Annotated in this window: 18 protein-coding genes and 1 pseudogene; 16 read left to right on the top strand and 3 right to left on the bottom strand. The window is 72.6% G+C overall.

Going from position 1 to position 17,240, the window contains the following annotated elements:
- The 13 genes from O1G21_RS06080 to O1G21_RS06020 all read left to right on the top strand — a co-directional run bounded on the left by O1G21_RS06080 (position 1) and on the right by O1G21_RS06020 (position 12,440).
- Positions 1-1,275 (top strand): glycosyltransferase, encoded by a 1,275-nt coding sequence (locus O1G21_RS06080; RefSeq protein ID WP_270141438.1) that lies wholly within the window; start codon positions 1-3, stop codon positions 1,273-1,275.
- A complete protein-coding gene (locus tag O1G21_RS06075) occupies positions 1,272-2,507 on the top strand; it encodes a class I SAM-dependent methyltransferase (RefSeq protein WP_270141437.1) in 1,236 nt (411 codons plus the stop codon). Before O1G21_RS06080 ends, O1G21_RS06075 begins: the two co-directional genes overlap by 4 nt.
- Entirely contained in the window at positions 2,504-3,301 is a 798-nt protein-coding gene (locus O1G21_RS06070) for a glycosyltransferase family protein (RefSeq protein ID WP_270141435.1), read from the top strand. The genes O1G21_RS06075 and O1G21_RS06070 overlap by 4 nt, the downstream gene beginning before the upstream one ends.
- Positions 3,298-3,945, top strand: coding sequence for a PIG-L deacetylase family protein (locus O1G21_RS06065; protein WP_270141433.1), 648 nt, complete (start codon positions 3,298-3,300; stop codon positions 3,943-3,945). Before O1G21_RS06070 ends, O1G21_RS06065 begins: the two co-directional genes overlap by 4 nt.
- 3 nt (positions 3,946-3,948) lie before the next feature.
- Positions 3,949-4,974 carry an NAD-dependent epimerase/dehydratase family protein gene (locus O1G21_RS06060; protein WP_270141431.1) on the top strand — a complete coding sequence of 342 codons (1,026 nt, stop codon included), beginning with the start codon at positions 3,949-3,951 and terminating at the stop codon, positions 4,972-4,974.
- Complete coding sequence (locus O1G21_RS06055; protein ID WP_270141430.1) at positions 4,962-6,245, top strand: DUF4910 domain-containing protein; 1,284 nt, start codon at positions 4,962-4,964, stop codon at positions 6,243-6,245. The genes O1G21_RS06060 and O1G21_RS06055 overlap by 13 nt, the downstream gene beginning before the upstream one ends.
- 5 nt (positions 6,246-6,250) lie before the next feature.
- Positions 6,251-7,558 (top strand): MATE family efflux transporter, encoded by a 1,308-nt coding sequence (locus tag O1G21_RS06050; RefSeq protein ID WP_270141428.1) that lies wholly within the window; start codon positions 6,251-6,253, stop codon positions 7,556-7,558.
- A complete protein-coding gene (locus O1G21_RS06045; protein WP_270141427.1) occupies positions 7,555-8,502 on the top strand; it encodes a glycosyltransferase family 2 protein in 948 nt (315 codons plus the stop codon). Before O1G21_RS06050 ends, O1G21_RS06045 begins: the two co-directional genes overlap by 4 nt.
- On the top strand, positions 8,499-9,701 hold the full coding sequence (locus O1G21_RS06040; protein ID WP_270141426.1) for a polysaccharide pyruvyl transferase family protein: 1,203 nt from the start codon (positions 8,499-8,501) through the stop codon (positions 9,699-9,701). The genes O1G21_RS06045 and O1G21_RS06040 overlap by 4 nt, the downstream gene beginning before the upstream one ends.
- On the top strand, positions 9,698-10,246 hold the full coding sequence (locus O1G21_RS06035; protein WP_270141425.1) for a dTDP-4-dehydrorhamnose 3,5-epimerase family protein: 549 nt from the start codon (positions 9,698-9,700) through the stop codon (positions 10,244-10,246). Before O1G21_RS06040 ends, O1G21_RS06035 begins: the two co-directional genes overlap by 4 nt.
- Positions 10,247-10,251: 5 nt before the next feature.
- Positions 10,252-11,577 (top strand): glutamate-1-semialdehyde 2,1-aminomutase, encoded by a 1,326-nt coding sequence (locus tag O1G21_RS06030; RefSeq protein WP_270141424.1) that lies wholly within the window; start codon positions 10,252-10,254, stop codon positions 11,575-11,577.
- A 246-nt stretch (positions 11,578-11,823) separates the two neighbouring features.
- A complete protein-coding gene (locus O1G21_RS06025; protein ID WP_270141423.1) occupies positions 11,824-12,033 on the top strand; it encodes a hypothetical protein in 210 nt (69 codons plus the stop codon).
- A complete protein-coding gene (locus tag O1G21_RS06020) occupies positions 12,033-12,440 on the top strand; it encodes an HAD-IA family hydrolase (protein WP_270141421.1) in 408 nt (135 codons plus the stop codon). The genes O1G21_RS06025 and O1G21_RS06020 overlap by 1 nt, the downstream gene beginning before the upstream one ends.
- A 34-nt stretch (positions 12,441-12,474) precedes the next feature.
- Here O1G21_RS06020 and O1G21_RS06015 read toward each other — a convergent pair whose 3' ends face one another.
- Positions 12,475-12,942 (bottom strand): NUDIX domain-containing protein, encoded by a 468-nt coding sequence (locus tag O1G21_RS06015; RefSeq protein ID WP_270141420.1) that lies wholly within the window; start codon positions 12,940-12,942, stop codon positions 12,475-12,477.
- Between the two features lie 140 nt (positions 12,943-13,082).
- Positions 13,083-13,466, bottom strand: a complete 384-nt coding sequence (locus tag O1G21_RS06010; protein WP_270141418.1) for a hypothetical protein — start codon at positions 13,464-13,466, stop codon at positions 13,083-13,085.
- Between O1G21_RS06010 and O1G21_RS06005 the strand changes: the two genes are divergently transcribed.
- Positions 13,459-14,544, top strand: a complete 1,086-nt coding sequence (locus tag O1G21_RS06005) for a GNAT family N-acetyltransferase (protein ID WP_333493549.1) — start codon at positions 13,459-13,461, stop codon at positions 14,542-14,544. The genes O1G21_RS06010 and O1G21_RS06005 overlap by 8 nt on opposite strands.
- Before the next feature lie 68 nt (positions 14,545-14,612).
- A pseudogene (locus O1G21_RS06000) lies at positions 14,613-14,810 on the top strand (glutamate-1-semialdehyde 2,1-aminomutase); the annotation flags it as partial.
- Between the two features lie 10 nt (positions 14,811-14,820).
- Here the strand turns inward: O1G21_RS06000 and O1G21_RS05995 are convergent.
- On the bottom strand, positions 14,821-15,468 hold the full coding sequence (locus O1G21_RS05995; RefSeq protein ID WP_270141416.1) for a phosphatase PAP2 family protein: 648 nt from the start codon (positions 15,466-15,468) through the stop codon (positions 14,821-14,823).
- A 305-nt stretch (positions 15,469-15,773) separates the two neighbouring features.
- Between O1G21_RS05995 and O1G21_RS05990 the strand changes: the two genes are divergently transcribed.
- The gene (locus O1G21_RS05990) at positions 15,774-17,114 is read left to right on the top strand and encodes a GH1 family beta-glucosidase (protein WP_270141414.1); all 1,341 of its coding nucleotides are present in this window, start codon (positions 15,774-15,776) and stop codon (positions 17,112-17,114) included.
- The last annotated feature ends 126 nt before the right edge of the window (positions 17,115-17,240 follow it).

Here is a 17,240-nt window from a genome sequence, read left to right as displayed (position 1 = left end):
ATGCACGTCCTCGTGGTGCACAACCGCTACGGCTCGGCGCAGCCGAGCGGGGAGAACAAGGTCGTCGACCAGGAGGTGGCGCTGCTGCGCGAGGCCGGCCACCGGGTCGAGCTGTTCGAACGGCGCAGCGACGACATCGCCGCCCGCTCCCTGCTGGGCAAGGCCGCGGTGCCGCTGCTGGTGCCGTGGAACCCGGCGGTCCGCGCCGAACTCGCCACCCGGCTACGGGCCGAGCGGCCGGACGTGGTGCACGTCCACAACGTCTTCCCGCTGCTGTCGCCCGCGGTGCTGTCCGCCTGCGCCGACGCCGGCGTGCCCGCCGTCGCCACGCTGCACAACTACACCCAGATCTGCCCGCCGGGCACGCTGCAACGGGACGGCCGGCCGTGCACCGAGTGCGTCGGGGGGTCACCGCTGCCCGCCGTCCGGCACGGCTGCTACCGCGACTCCCGGCTGGCGACGGTGCCGCTCGCGGTCAGCCTGGCGGTCAACCGGCGGCGCTGGTGGTCCGGCGTGGAACGGTTCTTCTGCATCTCCGCGGCGCAGCGCGACGTCCTGGCACGGGCCGGACTGCCGGCCGGGCGGCTTTCGGTGAAGCACAACTTCGTGCCCGAGCCGGGCGCCCGCCGTACCGGCCCCGGCGAGCACCTGCTCTACCTCGGCCGACTCGCCGAGGCCAAGGGCGTGCGGCTGCTGATGGCCGCGTGGGACCGGCTCGCCGCGAGCGGCGGGGTGGGCGTGCCGCTGGTGATCGCCGGCACCGGGCCGCTGGAGCGGGAGGTGACCGCCTGGGCGGCGGGCCGGGACGACGTGCGGTACGCGGGCCTGTACGACCCGGCCCAGTGCCGGCAGGCCGTCGCCCGCTCGGTCGCCGTGCTGGCGCCCTCGACCTGGCTGGAGGCGTTCGGCCTGGTGGTCGTGGAGGCGATGGCGGCCGGAGTGCCGGTCGTCGCCGCCGGGCACGGCGCCTTCGTCGAACTCGTCGAGGACGGAGTGACCGGACTGCTGCACCAGCCGGGCGAGGCGGCCTCGCTCGCGTCCCGGATCCGCCGGATCACGGCCGAGCCGGACCGCAACCAGGAGATGGGCCGGGCCGCCCGGCACCGATACGAGCAGGGGTTCAGCCCGGCCGTCGGGCTGGAGCGCCTGCTGGAGGGGTACCGCACCGCGATCGCGGGTCGGTCCGGCGGCGCGAACGGCGCGCCGCCGGTAGGGAGAGCGAACGCTGGCTCGCCGCGGAGCACCCGCGCGAGCAGGAATGGGGGCACTACATGACACGATGCCGACTCTGCGGCTCGACGGCGATGGGGAGCGTCGTCGACCTGGGGGCGACCCCGCCGTGCGAGAGCTTCCTCGCCGCCGACCAACTGGACCGGCCCGAGCCGGCCTACCCGCTGCACCTGAAGGTCTGCACCGACTGCTGGCTCGCCCAGCTCCCTCCGCTGATCACGCCGGAGGAGACGTTCAAGGAGTACGCGTACTTCTCCTCCTACTCGACCTCCTGGGTGGAGCACGCCCGCACCTTCGTCGACGGTGCCGTCCAGCGCCTCGGCCTCGGCCCCGACGCCTTCGTGGTCGAGGTCGCCAGCAACGACGGGTACCTGCTCCGGCACGTGGTGGACCGGGGGATCCGCTGCCTCGGCATCGAACCGTCGGTGAACGTCGGCGCCGCGGCGAGGGAGGCGGGCGTGCCCACGCTCACCGAGTTCCTCTCCCCGGACACCGGCGCGGCCGTCCGCGCCGAACACGGCCCGGCGGACCTGGTCGTCGCCAACAACGTGTACGCCCACATCCCCGACGTGGTCGGCTTCACCCGGGGGCTGCGCGCCCTGGTCGCCGACGACGGCTGGGTCTCCATCGAGGTGCAGCACCTGCTCACCCTGATCGAGGAGAACCAGTACGACACCATCTACCACGAGCACTTCCAGTACTACACGGTCGCCTCCGCCACCCGGGCGCTGGAGAGCGGCGGACTCACGCTCGTGGACGTCGAGCTGCTGCCCACCCACGGCGGCTCCATCCGGCTGTGGGCCCGCCCGGCCGAGGCGGCCGGCGAGCCGAGCCGGCGGGTGGCCGAGGTGCTGGACCGGGAGAAGGCCGCCGGGCTCCAGGAACTGTCCGGGTACACCGAGTTCTCCGCCCGGGTCGCCAAGGTCCGCCGGGACCTCCTGCGCTTCCTCATCGACGCGGCCGAGCGCGGCGAGACGGTCGTCGGCTACGGCGCCCCCGGCAAGGGCAACACCCTGCTCAACCACTGCGGCATCCGGCCCGACCTGCTCCCGTACACCGTCGACCGCAACCCCTACAAGCACGGCCGGTTCACCCCGGGCACCCGCATCCCGATCCTGCCGCCCGAGCAGATCCGCACCGACCAGCCGGACTACGTCCTCGTCCTCCCGTGGAACCTGCGGGCCGAACTGGTCGAGCAGTTGTCCTTCGTGCACGAGTGGGGCGGCCGACTGGTCTTCCCGATCCCGGAACTCAGCATCGTGGAGGTGAAGCGGTGAAGGTCGTCCTGTTCTGCGGCGGTTACGGGCTGCGGATGCGCAGCGGAGCCTCCGACGACATGCCCAAACCGATGGCGATGGTCGGCCCCCGGCCGCTGATCTGGCACGTCATGCGCTACTACGCGTACTTCGGGCACACCGAGTTCATCCTGTGCCTCGGCTACGGGGCCCGCCACATCAAGGACTTCTTCCTCAACTACGAGGAGACGACGTCCAACGACTTCATCCTGCGGGGCGGGAAGACCGAGCTGCTGTCCACCGACATCTCCTCCTGGACGATCACCTTCGCCCAGACCGGCATCGAGTCGCCGATCGGCGAGCGGCTGCGCCGGGTGCGCCACCACCTGGACGGCGACGAGATGTTCCTCGCCAACTACGCCGACGTGCTCACCGACGCCCCGCTGCCGGAGATGATCGACCGGTTCGCCCAGCGCGACGCCGGCGCGTCGATGATGGTGGTGCCGCCGCAGTCCTCGTTCCACTGCGTGGAGTTGGGCGAGGACAGCCTGGTGGGCGGCATCACCGCGGTGAGCGACATGCCGCTGTGGGAGAACGGCGGCTACTTCGTGCTCCGCCAGGAGGTCTTCGACCACATCCCGGAGAACGGGGACCTGGTCGCCGACGGCTGCGCGGGCCTGGCCAAGCAGGGCCGGCTGGTGGCCCACCAGCACCGCGGCTTCTGGAAGCCGACCGACACCGTGAAGGAGCGGGCCGCGCTCGACCTCGCCTACGCCCGGGGCGACCGCCCGTGGGCCGTGTGGGAGCAGGACGGCACCCGGGCGAGGACCGCGTGATCGCGCTCGGTGCTGGTCGCCTGGACCGGATCGTCGCGCTGGGCGCGCACTGCGACGACATCGCCATCGGCGCCGGCGGCACCCTGCTGACGATGTGCCTGGCGCGTCCCGGGCTGCGGGTGGACGCGCTGGTGCTCTCCGGCGGCGGCAGCGAACGGGAGCAGGAGGAGCGGGCCGCGCTCGCCGCCTTCTGCCCCGGCGCCGACCTGCGCCTGACCGTCCGCAAGCTGCCGGACGGCCGACTGCCGGCGCACTGGGACGAGGCCAAGGCCGCGGTGGAGGAGCTGCGCGCGCAGTCCGACCCGGACGTCGTGCTCGCCCCGCGCACCGAGGACGCGCACCAGGACCACCGCGGCCTGGCGAAGCTGGTGACCACCGCGTTCCGCGACCACCTCGTGCTCGGCTACGAGATCGTCAAGTGGGACGGCGACCTCGGCCGCCCGACGGCCTACCAGCCGCTGACCCCGGAGACCGCCGAACAGAAGGTGCGGCTGCTGCAGGAGCACTACCCCTCGCAACGGCACCGGCCCTGGTACGACCGGGAGGCCTTCCTCGGGCTGGCCCGGATCCGCGGCATCGAATGCCACGCGCGCTACGCCGAGGCCTTCGCCGCCACCAAAGTCACTCTCAACCTGGGGGGTTGAACCATGCGCGTACTGCTGACCGGACACCAGGGCTACCTGGGCACCGTGATGGCCCCGGTCCTCGCCGCCGCCGGGCACGAGGTCGTCGGCCTGGACGCCGGCCTGTTCGCGGGCTGCCTCCTCGGCCCGACGCCCGCCGACCCGCCCGGCCACCGGGTGGACCTGCGCGACGTCACCGGCGAGCACCTGGCCGGGGTGGACGCCGTGATCCACCTGGCCGCGCTGTCCAACGACCCGCTGGGCTCGCTGGCGCCGGACCTCACCTACGACATCAACCACCACGCCTCGGTACGGCTGGCCCGGCTGGCCCGCGACGCCGGGGTGCGGCGCTTCCTGTACGCGTCGACCTGCTCGGTCTACGGTGCCGCCGGCGGCGACGAGCTGGTCACCGAGGACGCCCCGCTGCGCCCGGTGACGCCGTACGCGGAGTCCAAGGTGCGGGTGGAGGACGACCTGCACGCGCTGGCCGACGGCGACTTCAGCCCGGTGTACCTGCGCAACGCCACCGCCTTCGGCTACTCGCCCCGGCTGCGCGCCGACATCGTGCTGAACAACCTGGTGGGCCACGCCCACCTGTCCGGCGAGGTGCTGGTGCTCTCCGACGGCACCCCCTGGCGCCCGCTGGTGCACGCCGCCGACATCGCCCGGGCCTTCACGGCCGCGCTGACCGCGCCGCGGGAGGCCGTGCACGACCGGGCCTTCAACATCGGCACCGAGGCCAACAACGTCACGGTCGCCGAGATCGCCGGGCAGGTCGCCGAGGCGGTGGCCGGCGCACGGGTGGTGATCACCGGGGAGACCGGCGCCGACCCGCGCTCGTACCGGGTGGACTTCTCCCGGTTCCGCGCCGCGACCCCCGGCTTCGACTGCGAGTGGACGGTGAAGCGGGGCGCGCTCGAACTCGCCGACGCCTACCGGAAGTTCGATCTGACCCGGGAGGACTTCGAGCGCCGCTTCACCCGGCTGGCCGTGCTGCGCCGGGCGTCCGAGGCCGGCACCGTCGACGACACCCTGCGGTGGCGCCGGTGACCACGGCCGGGGAGGAGATGCACGCGCTGGTGGAGCGGCTCTACCCGCTCTGCCGGAGCATCACCGGCGACGGGGTGCGCGCCACCCTGGAGATCGTCGGCGAGTACCTGCCGCTGCAGGTGCACGAGGTGCCGACCGGGACGCGGGTGCTCGACTGGACGGTGCCGCAGGAGTGGAACATCCGGGACGCGTACATCGCCGACGCCTCCGGCCGCCGGGTCGTCGACTTCGCCGCGTCCAGCCTGCACGTGCTCGGCTACAGCGTGCCGGTGGCGGCCACCATGCCGCTGAGCGAGCTGCGCGGACACCTCCACACCCTGCCGGAGCACCCGACCTGGGTGCCCTACCGCACCAGCTACTACCGGCCGGAATGGGGGTTCTGCCTCGCCCAGGAGACCCTGGACGCGCTGCCGGACGGCGACTACGAGGTGCGCATCGACTCCACGCTCGCGGACGGCCACCTCACCTACGCCGAGCACGTCGTCCCCGGGCAGGTCGCCGACGAGGTGATCGTCTCCTGCCACGTCTGCCACCCGTCGCTGGCCAACGACAACCTGGCGGGCATCGCGGTGGCGACGTTCCTGGCACGGGAGTTGGCGCAGCGCGGCCCGTGGTACACCTACCGGTTCATCTTCGCCCCCGGCACCATCGGGGCGATCACCTGGCTGGCCCGCAACGCGGAGCGGGTGCAACGGGTCAGGCACGGGCTGGTGCTGGCCTGCGCCGGCGACCCGGGGCAGCTGACGTACAAGCAGAGCAGGCGCGGCGACGCGGAGATCGACCGGGTGCTGCGGCACGTCCTGACCACCTCCGAACGCCCGCACCGCGTCACCGAGTTCACCCCGTACGGCTACGACGAGCGGCAGTACTGCTCGCCCGGGTTCGACCTCGGCGTCGGCTCGCTCAGCCGCACCCCGTACGCCGGGTACCCCGAGTACCACACCTCGGGGGACAACCCGGACTTCGTCCGGCCGGAGGCGATGGCGGACACCCTGGGCGTCTGCCGCGAGGCCTTCGCCGTCCTCGACCGCAACCGCAGCTACCTCAACCTCAGCCCGTACGGCGAACCGCAGTTGGGCCGGCGCGGGCTGTACGACTCGCTCGGCGGGCGAAGCGACGCCAAGCAGGCCCAGCTGGCCATGCTCTGGGTGCTCAGCCTCTCCGACGGCCGGCACAGCCTGCTGGACGTCGCCGAGCGGTCCGGCCTGCCCTTCGACACCGTCGCCGTCGCGGCCGACGCCCTCGAGGGCGCCGGGCTGATCAAGGCGTGACGCCGATGACCACCGAGGGGTTGAAGACGACCGCACCGGCGGCCCGGCCGGGAGCGGCCCGGCCCGTCAAGCGGGGCGTGGTCGGCCGGCTGTCCTGGGGGCTGGCGGACCAGGCGGTCACCAGCATGATCAACTTCGCGGTGGGCATCTACGTCGCCCGCGAGCTGGGGGTGCACGCGTTCGGCGTGTTCAGCCTGGCCTGGCTGACCTACGGCGTCGTGCTCAACGTCTCCCGCGGGCTGGCCACCGACCCGCTCATGGTGCGCTTCAGCGGCGTGCCGGAGGCGGCCTGGCGCGCGGCGGCCGCCCGGTCCTCGGGCACCGCGCTCGCCGTCGGAACCACCCTCGGCGCGGTGTGCCTGTTGGTCGGGCTCGGCCTCGGTGGCGAGGTGGGGTCCGCGTTCGCCTGCCTCGGCGTCGCCCTGCCGGCGCTGCTGCTCCAGGACTCCCGGCGGTTCGCCTTCTTCGCCGCCGGCACCGGGCGGAAGGCGTTCACCAACGACCTGGTCCAGGGCGCCGCGCTCGTCCCGGCCATGGTGGTGGCGGCCCGCTTCGGCACCGTGGCCGCCTTCCTGCTGGCCTGGGGCGCCGCCGCCGCGGCCGCCGCCGGATACGGCTTCCTCCAGTCCGGCGTCCGACCCCGGGCGACCGGAGCCCGCGGGTGGCTCCGCGAGCAGCGCGACCTCGGCTCCCGGTACCTGGTCGAGAACGTCAGCCTCAGCGGCGCCGGCCAGCTGCGGGCGTACGGGCTCGGCGCGATCGCCGGGGTCGGCGCGGTGGGCGCCGTCCGGGGTGCCGAACTGCTGCAAGGCCCGTTCCTCGCCCTGCTGATGGGGCTGTCCCTGGTCACCGTGGCGGAGGCGGCCCGGGTGCTGCGGCAGACCCCCGAGCGGCTCGGCCGGTTCTGCTTCCTGCTGGGCGGTGGGCAGGCCGGCGCCGCCCTGCTGTGGGGCGCGGCGCTGTTGCTGATGCCGGACCGGGCGGGCCGACTCGTCCTCGGCGACGTCTGGCAGTCCGCCTCGCAGCTCATCGTCCCGGCCACGCTCGGCGTCGCCGGCGCCGGCCTCGGCAGCGGCGCGGCGGCCGGGCTGCGCGCGCTCGCCGCCGCCCGGCGCAGCCTGCGCTGCCAGCTGTTCGCCTCCGCCTGCTACCTCGGCGGCGGGCTCGGCGGGGCCGCCCTGGCCGGCACGGTCGGCTCGGCCTGGGGCGTCGCCACCGCCACCGCCTGCGGCTCGGCCCTGTGGTGGCTGCAACTGCGCGCCGCCCTGCGCGAGCACCACGACAACGACATCCCCGAAGTGAGGACGCCTTGACCACCGTGCCCCGGCTGAGCATCGGCCTGCCCGTCTACAACGGCGAGGAGTACCTCGCCGAGTCGCTCGACGCCCTGCTCGGCCAGACCTACGAGGACTTCGAGCTGGTCATCTCCGACAACGCCTCGACCGACAGCACCCAGGACATCTGCCGCACGTACGCCAAGCAGGACTCGCGCATCCGCTACCTCCGGCTGCCCGTCAACGTCGGCGCCGCGCCCAACCACAACTACGTGTTCACCCAGTGCCGCGGCGAGCTGTTCAAGTGGGCCTCGCACGACGACCTGTACGCCCGGGACCTGCTGCTGCGCTGCGTGGAGGCGCTGGACGAGCGGCCGGAGGCGATCCTCGCCCACTCCGGCCAGGCGGTCATCGACGGCGAAGGCCGGGTGAAGGTCCCCTACGAGTACGGGCTCGCCACCGACTCGCCGTCCGCGCCGGAGCGCTTCCGCAGCCTGCTGTTCGAGCCCGGCGGCGACGACTTCTACGGGGTGATGCGGGCCGACGTGCTGCGCCGGGTGAAGCCGCACGACAGCTATCACCACGCGGACCGCACCTTCGTCGCCGAGATCGGCCTGCACGGGCCCTTCCACCAGGTGCCCGAGCTGCTGTACTTCCGCCGCGACCACCCCACCCGCGCCGAGCGGGCGAACCCCTCCAAGCGCTCCCGTTGCGTCAACCTGGACCCGCGCCGGGCCGGCCCGCTGCACCCGACGCCCCGTCTGCTCGTCGAGTACGTCTGGGGCTTCGTCGAGGCGATCCAGCGGGCGCCGCTGTCCCCGAAGGACCGGCTCGCCTGCTACCGCCACCTGGCCTCCTGGATGACCAGCCGGGCGCGGCCGGGCGCCGGCGAGCGGGTCGAGGACCGCGCCCCGGTCGTGCCCACCGAGCTGGCCGTCTCCGTCGACGCCCTGGTGGCCGGACGCGAGGGGCGGGGGGCATGAAGCAACGCCCGGTGCGCGTCGGGGTGTTCGGCCTGCTCGGCTCCGGCAACCTCGGCAACGACGGGTCGCTGGAGGCCGTCCTCGGCTACCTGCGCGCCGAGCACCCGGAGGCGGCCGTGGACGCGCTGTGCGGCGGGCCGGAGTTCGTCACGGCCCGCTACCGGATCCCCGCGACCCGGCTGCACTGGTACCGGGGGGAGTACCGCACCGCCTCCCGGGCGGGCGCGATCCTCGGCAAGGGCCTGGGCAAGCTCGTCGACGTGGTGCGCACCGCCGCCTGGGTGCGCCGGCACGACGTGGTGATCGTGCCGGGCATGGGCGTCCTGGAGGCGACCCTGCCGCTGCGGCCCTGGGGCTTCCCGTACGCGCTGTTCCTGCTCTGCGCCTCCGGGCGGCTGGTCGGCACCAGGGTGGCGCTGGTCGGCGTCGGCGCCGCCCCGATCCGCGACCGGGCCACCCGGGCGCTCGTGCGCTGGTCGGCCCGGCTGGCCGCGTACCGCTCGTACCGGGACACGATGTCCCGCGACGCGATGCGGGCCATGGGCGTGGACACCGCGCGGGACGAGGTGCACCCGGACCTCGCCTTCTCCCTGCCGACGCCCGCCGCCCCGGATCCCTCGCCCGGGCGGGTCTGCGTGGGCGTCATGGACTTCCACGGCGGCAACGACGACCGCGCCCGCGCCGGGCAGATCCACCGGCGCTACCTCGACGGGACGACCCGCTTCGTCCGCACCCTGGTCGAGGACGGCCGGCAGGTGCGGCTGCTCACCGGCGACGGCGCCGACGCGGCGGTGGTCACCGCCATCATCGAGGCGGTCGGCTCACCGCTGGTCACCGCCTCCGATGCGGCCTCCCTGACCGAGCTGATGGCGGAGACGGCCGCCGCCGACTCCGTGGTGGCGACCAGGTACCACAACCTGATCTGCGCGCTGAAGTCCGGCACGCCGACGCTCGCGCTGAGCTACGCGGCGAAGAGCGACGCGCTCATGGACCGGATGGGCCTGGGCGCGTACTGCCACCCGGCGCGCGAGGTCGACCCCGACCGGCTGCTGGAGCAGTTCCGGGAGCTGGAGAAGCGGTCGGCGGAGCTGCGGCAGACCCTCGCCGAACGCAACCTCGCCGTCGCCCGCCGGCTCGACCAGCAGTTCACCGCCCTGACCGCGGCCCTCTTCCCGAACCTGCCCAAGGACTCGTCTTGAAGGTCACCGAAGTCCCGGCGATCGCCGGCGCCTACCTGTTCACCCCGACCCCGTACACCGACGAGCGCGGCTTCTTCTGCCGCACCTTCGACGCCGAGGTGCTGCGCTCCGTGGGACTCGACCCCGACGCCTTCGTGCAGCACAGCGTCTCCCGCTCGGTGCGGGGCGTCCTGCGCGGCATGCACCTGCGCTCCGGTGCCGGGGAGGCCAAGATCGTGCGCTGCTCGCACGGGGAGGTGTTCGACGTGGTCGTGGACCTGCGCCCCGACTCGCCGACCTACCGCAACGTGGCCACCTTCGAACTGTCCGGCGAGACGCAGGCCAGCGTCTACATTCCGGCGGGGTGCGCGCACGGCTTCCAGGCGTTGACCGACGCCGACGTCTCGTACCGGATCGACCGCCCGCACGACCCGGCCGAGGACGTGACCATCGCCTTCGACGACCCGGAGCTCGCCATCGCCTGGCCGCTGCCGCCCGTGTCGATGTCCAAGCGGGACCGGGAGGCGCCGAGCCTCGCCGAGGCCCTGCGTTCTGAGGAGAACTGATCCCCATGGCCGTTGACGACTTCCAGCTCCCCAAGTCCCGGGCCGCCAACGAGCGGCTGCACGCCATGGTCCCCGGCGGCGCGCACACCTACGCCAAGGGCGACGACCAGTACCCCGAGCACCTCGCCCCGGTCATCAGCCACGGCCGCGGCGCCCACGTGTGGGACGTCGACGGCAACCGCTACGTCGAGTACGGCTCCGGCCTGCGGTCGGTCAGCCTCGGCCACGCCCACCCGCGCGTGCTCGAGGCGGTGCGGCGGGAGCTCGACCGCGGCAGCAACTTCGTCCGGCCGTCCGTCGTGGAGGTCGACGCCGCGGAACGCTTCCTGGCCACGGTGCCGACCGCCGAGATGGTGAAGTTCGCCAAGAACGGCTCCGACGTCACCACCGCCGCCGTCCGTCTCGCCCGCGCCGTCACCGGGCGCGCGCTGGTGGCGGTCTGCGCGGATCACCCGTTCTTCTCCGTCGACGACTGGTTCATCGGCACCACGCCGATGGACGCCGGCATCCCCTCGGCGATCACCGACCTCACCGTCTCCTTCCCCTACGGGGACCTGGCGGCGACCGAGGAACTGCTCACCCGCCACCGGGGCGAGATCGCCTGCCTGATCCTCGAACCCGCCGGCCACACCGAGCCGCCGCCCGGATACCTCGCCGGCCTGCGCGAACTGGCCGACCGGCACGGCTGCGTGCTGGTCTTCGACGAGATGATCACCGGCCTGCGCTGGTCCGAGGCGGGCGCCCAGGGCCTGTACGGCGTCGTCCCCGACCTCTCCACCTTCGGCAAGGCACTGGGCAACGGCTTCGCCGTCTCCGCCCTGGCCGGGCGCCGCGACCTGATGGAGCGCGGCGGGCTGCGCGGGGACGGCGACCGGGTGTTCCTGCTCTCCACCACCCATGGCGCGGAGACCCACGCGCTGGCCGCCGCGATGGCCGTGCAGGCCACCTACGTCGAGGAGGGCATCAGCGCCCGGCTGCACGCCCTCGGCGAGCAACTGGCCGCCGGGGTCCGCGAGGCCGCCGCCGGCATGGGCGTCAGCGAGCACGTCGTGGTCCGGGGCCGGGCCAGCAACCTGGTCTTCGCCACCCTCGACGGGGAGGGTCAGCCCTCCCAGGAGTACCGCACCCTGTTCCTGCGCCAGCTGCTGGCGGGCGGAGTGCTGGCCCCGTCGTTCGTGGTGAGCAGCGCACTCGACGAGGCCGACATCGCCCACACCGTCGACGCGGTGGCCGCCGCCTGCACGGTGTACCGCAAGGCCCTGGACGCCGGAGACCCCACCCCCTGGCTGGGCGGGCGGCCGGTGAAGCCGGTCTTCCGCCGCCGCGCCTGACCTACCTCCCCTTGTCCACTACCCACCGACCAGCCAGGCGGCCGCCGGCACCACCGCCGCCAGCGCGGTGCACCAGCCGCCCAGCGCGTCGGTCGGGGTGGTGCGCGCCCATCACCCCTCACCTTCGACACCCCCAGCCCACGAGGCTGACAGGCAACGCCCCGCCCATACGCTCGGCGGACCTGACCAAACGTCGGTGCAACCAGCCAGGAGCGGCCGTACGCTGTGCGGATGGAGCGAGCTGCAGTGACTTCGTTTCGTGCGGTGGTCTTCGACTTCCTCGGCGTCCTGACGTCGAACATGGTCGAGGTCATCACGTGGTTCGAGAACCGGGAGCGGATCGCCCCGGGGACGTTCCTGCGTGCCTGGTCCGACCCGCGGGGGCAGGACCTGTTCCGGAATCTTGAACTCGGCCGGACAGCCAGGAGGACTGGAACACCGGGTTCGCGGCCCTGATGGACGTGAAGCCGGACAACCTGCTGGCGAGGTACCTTCACGACGCTTTTCCGGCGTACCAGGTTCTCCAGGTCGCGCGGCAGGCCCGTGCGGCGGGGGTGCGGACGGCGGTACTGTCCAACAGCCTCGGCCGGCAGCCCTACGACCCGTACGCTGGTTTCGACCTGCACGGCACCTTCGATGCGGTGGTGCTGTCGGCGGAGCATGGTGTCCGCAAGCCCGAACCCGAGGCGTTTCAGGTCGTACTGGAGCGCCTCGGTGTCAGCGCCGAGGAGTGCCTGTTCGTGGACGACAGTGAGGAGAACCTCGTCGCCGCCCAGCGGCTCGGCCTCACCCCTGTGCTGGGGCTGGACGAGGACGTGGTCGTCCGACGGCTACGCGAACTTCTGCACCTGCCCAGCCTCTAGGAAGTCTCCACCCTTCCGCGTGATCAAAAGGTAGCTAGCGCACCACAGGGATCTTCCCGGAGCGCCAGTCGGCCAGCCGCTTGCGGATGTTCGACACCATCGGCAGCCCGTCCGTCTCGATCGGGGTGAACCACGCCACCTCGTAGGACTCGTCGGACACCCGCAACTCCCCACCGAGCGGGCGTCCGAGGAGGCAGATGGAGAACTCCTGGCGGACCTCGCCGTCGTCGTAGGCGAACACGTGGCGGGGATCGGTGTAGGTGCCGACGATCCCGGTGATCTCGATGTCGATGCCGGTCTCCTCGCGCGTCTCGCGGACACCGCAACCGGCGAGCGACTCACCGATGTCCATCTTGCCGCCGGGCAGGGCCCACATCCCGTTGTCGGTGCGCCTCTGGAGGAGAACACGGCCCGCATCGTCGACCACGACGACGGACGCGGCCGGGACGAGCGAGTTCGCCTTCGGGGCGTCGGGGTCGTCCTCGTAGTCACGCCTGGGCATGATCCACCACCTCCGCTGCCAGGGTCGTCCATACGTCCCGCCCCTTCGTCCACAAGTCCTCAACGTGGCCCGCGAAGCGATCGAACACGCCGTCGTCCTGGGCCCGCCTGAGATGCATCATCGGAGCGTCATGGCCGATCCTACCTGGCAGCAGTGGCGTGACGATCATGTCGTCGTCGAAGCGGAAGACACTGAGTGAGACGTGCGCGGTCTCGTGCCTCGATCGACGTGTCCCGCAGCTTGGCCAACTCCGACAGGGTGACCTCGATCCGGGTCGAAAGGCTCAGCGGTACATCCTCCTCCAACTCGCGCTGACGGGTGACCGGATGTCCGGGCTCACCAAGGATGAAGCGGACCTGGACGCCCGCCGCCGCCTTCTGTCGCAGCAGGCTGCCGAAGTTCGCGTGCTCCAGCCACAGGAAGTAGTTGGTGTACCCGGCGAACGTCAGCTCCTGGGTTGCTCCCTTAATCAGTTGACGCCACAGCGAAGCCGGTGCCGCCGACCGGTACGGGTACATCTGCACCGCCGACCTGCACGGCCACGCCGATGTCCGCGTCGCCGTCCGCTCCGGCAAGGTCGTCGCCGGCGGCCTCGGCCTGCTCATCCCGCAGTACTTCGGCGGCTCCCCGGTCCCCAGCGCCCTCCTCGCCGCCGGCTGCGTCGCCCCTGAAGAACGCGGCGACCGCCTCGCCGCCCGCATGGTCCATGAACGCCTGCGTCCCCTGCGCGAACGCGGCGCCGTCATCTCCACCGTCTCCACCCTCTCCAACGGCCACGCCCGGCACCTGGGCTGGCAGGCACCCGCCCCGGTCCACGCCCACGCCGTACGCGCCGACGACCTCAAACGCTCCTTCACAGTCGGGGACTTCCACATCGAACACGGCGACGGACCGGGCACCCACGCCCTGCAACGGAACCTCGCCCGCCGCTGGAACGCTCCCCTCGAACGCCCCACCTGGTGGCAGGACTGGAAGAACGCCAAGAACAACCTGACCACCTACCGCTTCCACCGCTCCGGCCAGCCGACCGCCGGATGGCTCTCCCTCACCACCAACCGACGAGAGCGCCACGGCACCGACCTCACCGTCCACGACTTCTGGGCAGACGACCACGACTGCGCCGCCGCGATGCTCGCCTTCCTCGGCCGCCACCACAGCCGCACCGAGACCATCCACTTCCGCCGCGGAGCCCTCCCACCCGCACCCCTGCTGCTGCACAACCTCCACCGCTACCAGGTCACCACCCAAGCCTGGCACCCCTGGATGCTGCGCATCCTCGACCCCCAAGGCGCGGTACGCCTGCGCGGCTGGCGCCACGACATCGACCTCGAACTGCCCATCGAGATCGGGCAAGCAGGCCCCCGCACGACGCCCCACCGCTACCTGCTACGCATCCGCGCCGGGACCGGCGACCTCACCCCCACCCCGGACGAAGGCCACGTGACCCGCACCACCGGCCAGTTCGCGGTGTGGTACGCCGGAGGCTGGCGCAGCCCCGAGACGGCCCGCCTCTCCGGCGTCCACATCCGTTCCGACGCCGCCCTCGCCGGGCTTCTCGAGGCAACAGCCGGTGAGGCCCCCTGGCTGCCCGACCACTTCTGAGCCCACGGAAGAAGGCGATCCGGTGCCGGGCCACCCCAGTTGCGGCGGACCAGTGCCGCTTGGTCCCGTTCCTGCGTCGGCTCCTCGCGGGCGGAGTGCTGGCGCCGTCGTTCGTGGTGAGCAGTGCGCTCGACGACGTCGACATCGACCACACCGTCGACGTGGTGGCCGCGGCCTGTGCGGTGTACCGGAAGGCACTGGACGCCGCCGACCCCACGCCCTGGCTGGGCGGGCGGCCGGTGAAGCCGGTGTTCCGGCAGCTGGCCCGACTGACCGTCAGTTACGCTGCCGCCGCTGCTCGGCCGCCCGGTCGACCAGCCAGGCGGTCGCCGGTACCACCGCCAGCGCGGTGCACCAGCCGCCGAGGACGTCGGTCGGGTAGTGCGCGCCCAGCGCGACCTGCGCCCAGCCCATCGCCGCACCGGCGAGCAGCGCCGCGGCGAGCACGAGCAGGGTGCCGGCCGTCCGGCCGCCGCCGAGGCTGAGGCCCCCGCCTCGACGGGGCCCGTCCTGGCCTCGGCGGCGCGTCGCGAGCATCGCCAGCACCAGGGCGAGCGCGGTGGCGAAGGCGGTGTGCCCGCTCGGGTAGGACAGGTTCCCGCCGTGGATGGTGCGCCCCGCGAGGTGCTTGAGCAGCGTCGCCGCCCCCACCGCCAGGCCGACGCCGGCCACGGCGAACACCGCCGCGCGCGGACGCCGGAGCAGCAGGCAGCCCGTCACGACGGCCCCCACCAGCGCCGCCGCTCCCACCGGTTCCCCCAGCGAGTCCATGGTCAGGGCGACGGACCGCCACGGCGCCCCCGGGCCGTAGACCGCCGCACCGATCCGCGCGTCCACCCGGCCGGGCCCGTCGTCGCCCGCGTACCGGATCCCCAGCACGAGGACCACCAGCGCGGCGAGGCCCGCGACCAGCCTGAGCCTCATCGTTCCCCAGCCGGTCGGTCGGCCGGTCGGTCGGCCGGGCGAGGGCCGAGGACGGCCTCCAGCAGACGGCGGTTCGACGAATGGAGGCCGGGCCGCTCCTTCTTGATGTCGTAGTTCTGCATCAAGGCGCATCTCCCGCGTGTGATGGGTGGGTTCGCCGGGGGCCATCCTAGGGAGTCGTGGCGGCCGGCCAGGCCGCCCGCTTCCCCGGGTTCCCCGGGTTCCCCCCATCGTCCGAAGCCCTCTGGTGGTTCGGAGCTACGCCAGTAACATGAGTACCCCTCATGTTCTGTCGGGAGACTGCCATGCCGGATCGTTTCGAACTACCGCTCGGCTTCCAGTGGGGCGCCGCCACCGCCGCCTACCAGATCGAGGGCGCGGTGAACGAGGACGGCCGCGGCCCCTCGGTCTGGGACACCTTCTCCGCCCGCCCCGGCGCCGTCCGGGACGGCCACACCGGTGCCGTCGCCTGCGACCACTACCACCGCTATCCCGAGGACATCGCCCTGATGAAGGGCCTCGGACTCGACGGCTACCGCTTCTCCATCGCCTGGCCCCGCGTCCTGCCCACGGGCTCCGGACCCGTGAACCCCGCCGGCCTCGCCTTCTACGACCGCCTGGTCGACGCCCTGCTCGAGGCGGACATCACCCCACTGCCCACCCTCTTCCACTGGGACCTCCCGCAAGCCCTGGAGGACACCGGCGGCTGGCTCAACCGCGACACCGCCTACCGCTTCGCCGACTACGCCACCGTCATGGCCGACCACCTCGGCGACCGCGTCCCCACCTGGATCACCCTCAACGAGCCCTTCGTCCACACCGTCTTCGGCTACGCCCTGGGTACCCACGCCCCCGGCCGCACCCTCATGTTCGAAGCCCTCCCGGCCGCCCACCACCAACTCCTCGCCCACGGGCTGGCGGCATCCCTGCTGCACGAACGCGGCCTGGAGGTGATGCTCTCCAACAACCTCACCCCCGTCTGGCCGGCTTCCTCCGCACCCGACGACCTCGCCGCCGCCGAGGCCTACGACACCCTCCACAACCGCCTGTTCACCGACCCCGTCCTCCTCGGCCGCTACCCCGACCTCTCCGCCCTCGGCGTCCCCGACGACATCTACGGCGCCGTCCACCCCGGCGACCCCGACCTCATCCACACCCCCCGCCTCGACGGCCTCGGCCTCAACTTCTACAACCCCACCCGCATCGCCGCCCCCACCACCCCCACCCTCCCCTTCGACCTCGTCGACATCCCCGAAGCCCCCCACACCGCCTTCGGCTGGCCCGTCGTCCCCGACGCCCTCCGCCAACTCCTCCGCCACCTCCGCGACTCCTACGGCAAGGCCCTCCCACCCATCACCATCACCGAGAACGGCTGCTCCGTCACCGAATCCACCACCCCCGACCAGCCCCGCATCGACTACCTCGCCACCCACCTCGACGCCCTCGCCCAGGCCGTCGCCGAGGGCATCGACATCCGCGGCTACTACACCTGGTCCCTCCTCGACAACTTCGAATGGGCCGAGGGGTACCACCAGCGCTTCGGTCTCGTCCACGTCGACTTCGCGACGCAGCGGCGCACGCCGAAGGCCTCCTACGCCTGGTACCGCGACCTGATTGCCACTCACCGGCTTTATCGGACTGGGTAGTTGAGATCGATGGCGGCCGTGGCACATGTCGGGACCGGTCCAGGTAGATGAGTGCGCTGGTCGAGCGCGGGCAGGTGGCTGCGCTCGGCCATAGGGTGTGAAGACAGGGTGTTCGATGGTTGAGAA

Origin of the sequence: Kitasatospora cathayae, assembly GCF_027627435.1 — a bacterium.
GTDB lineage: Bacteria > Actinomycetota > Actinomycetes > Streptomycetales > Streptomycetaceae > Kitasatospora > Kitasatospora cathayae.
Note: the sequence above shows the minus strand (reverse complement) of the source record. Positions and strands in the feature narration are given on the sequence as shown.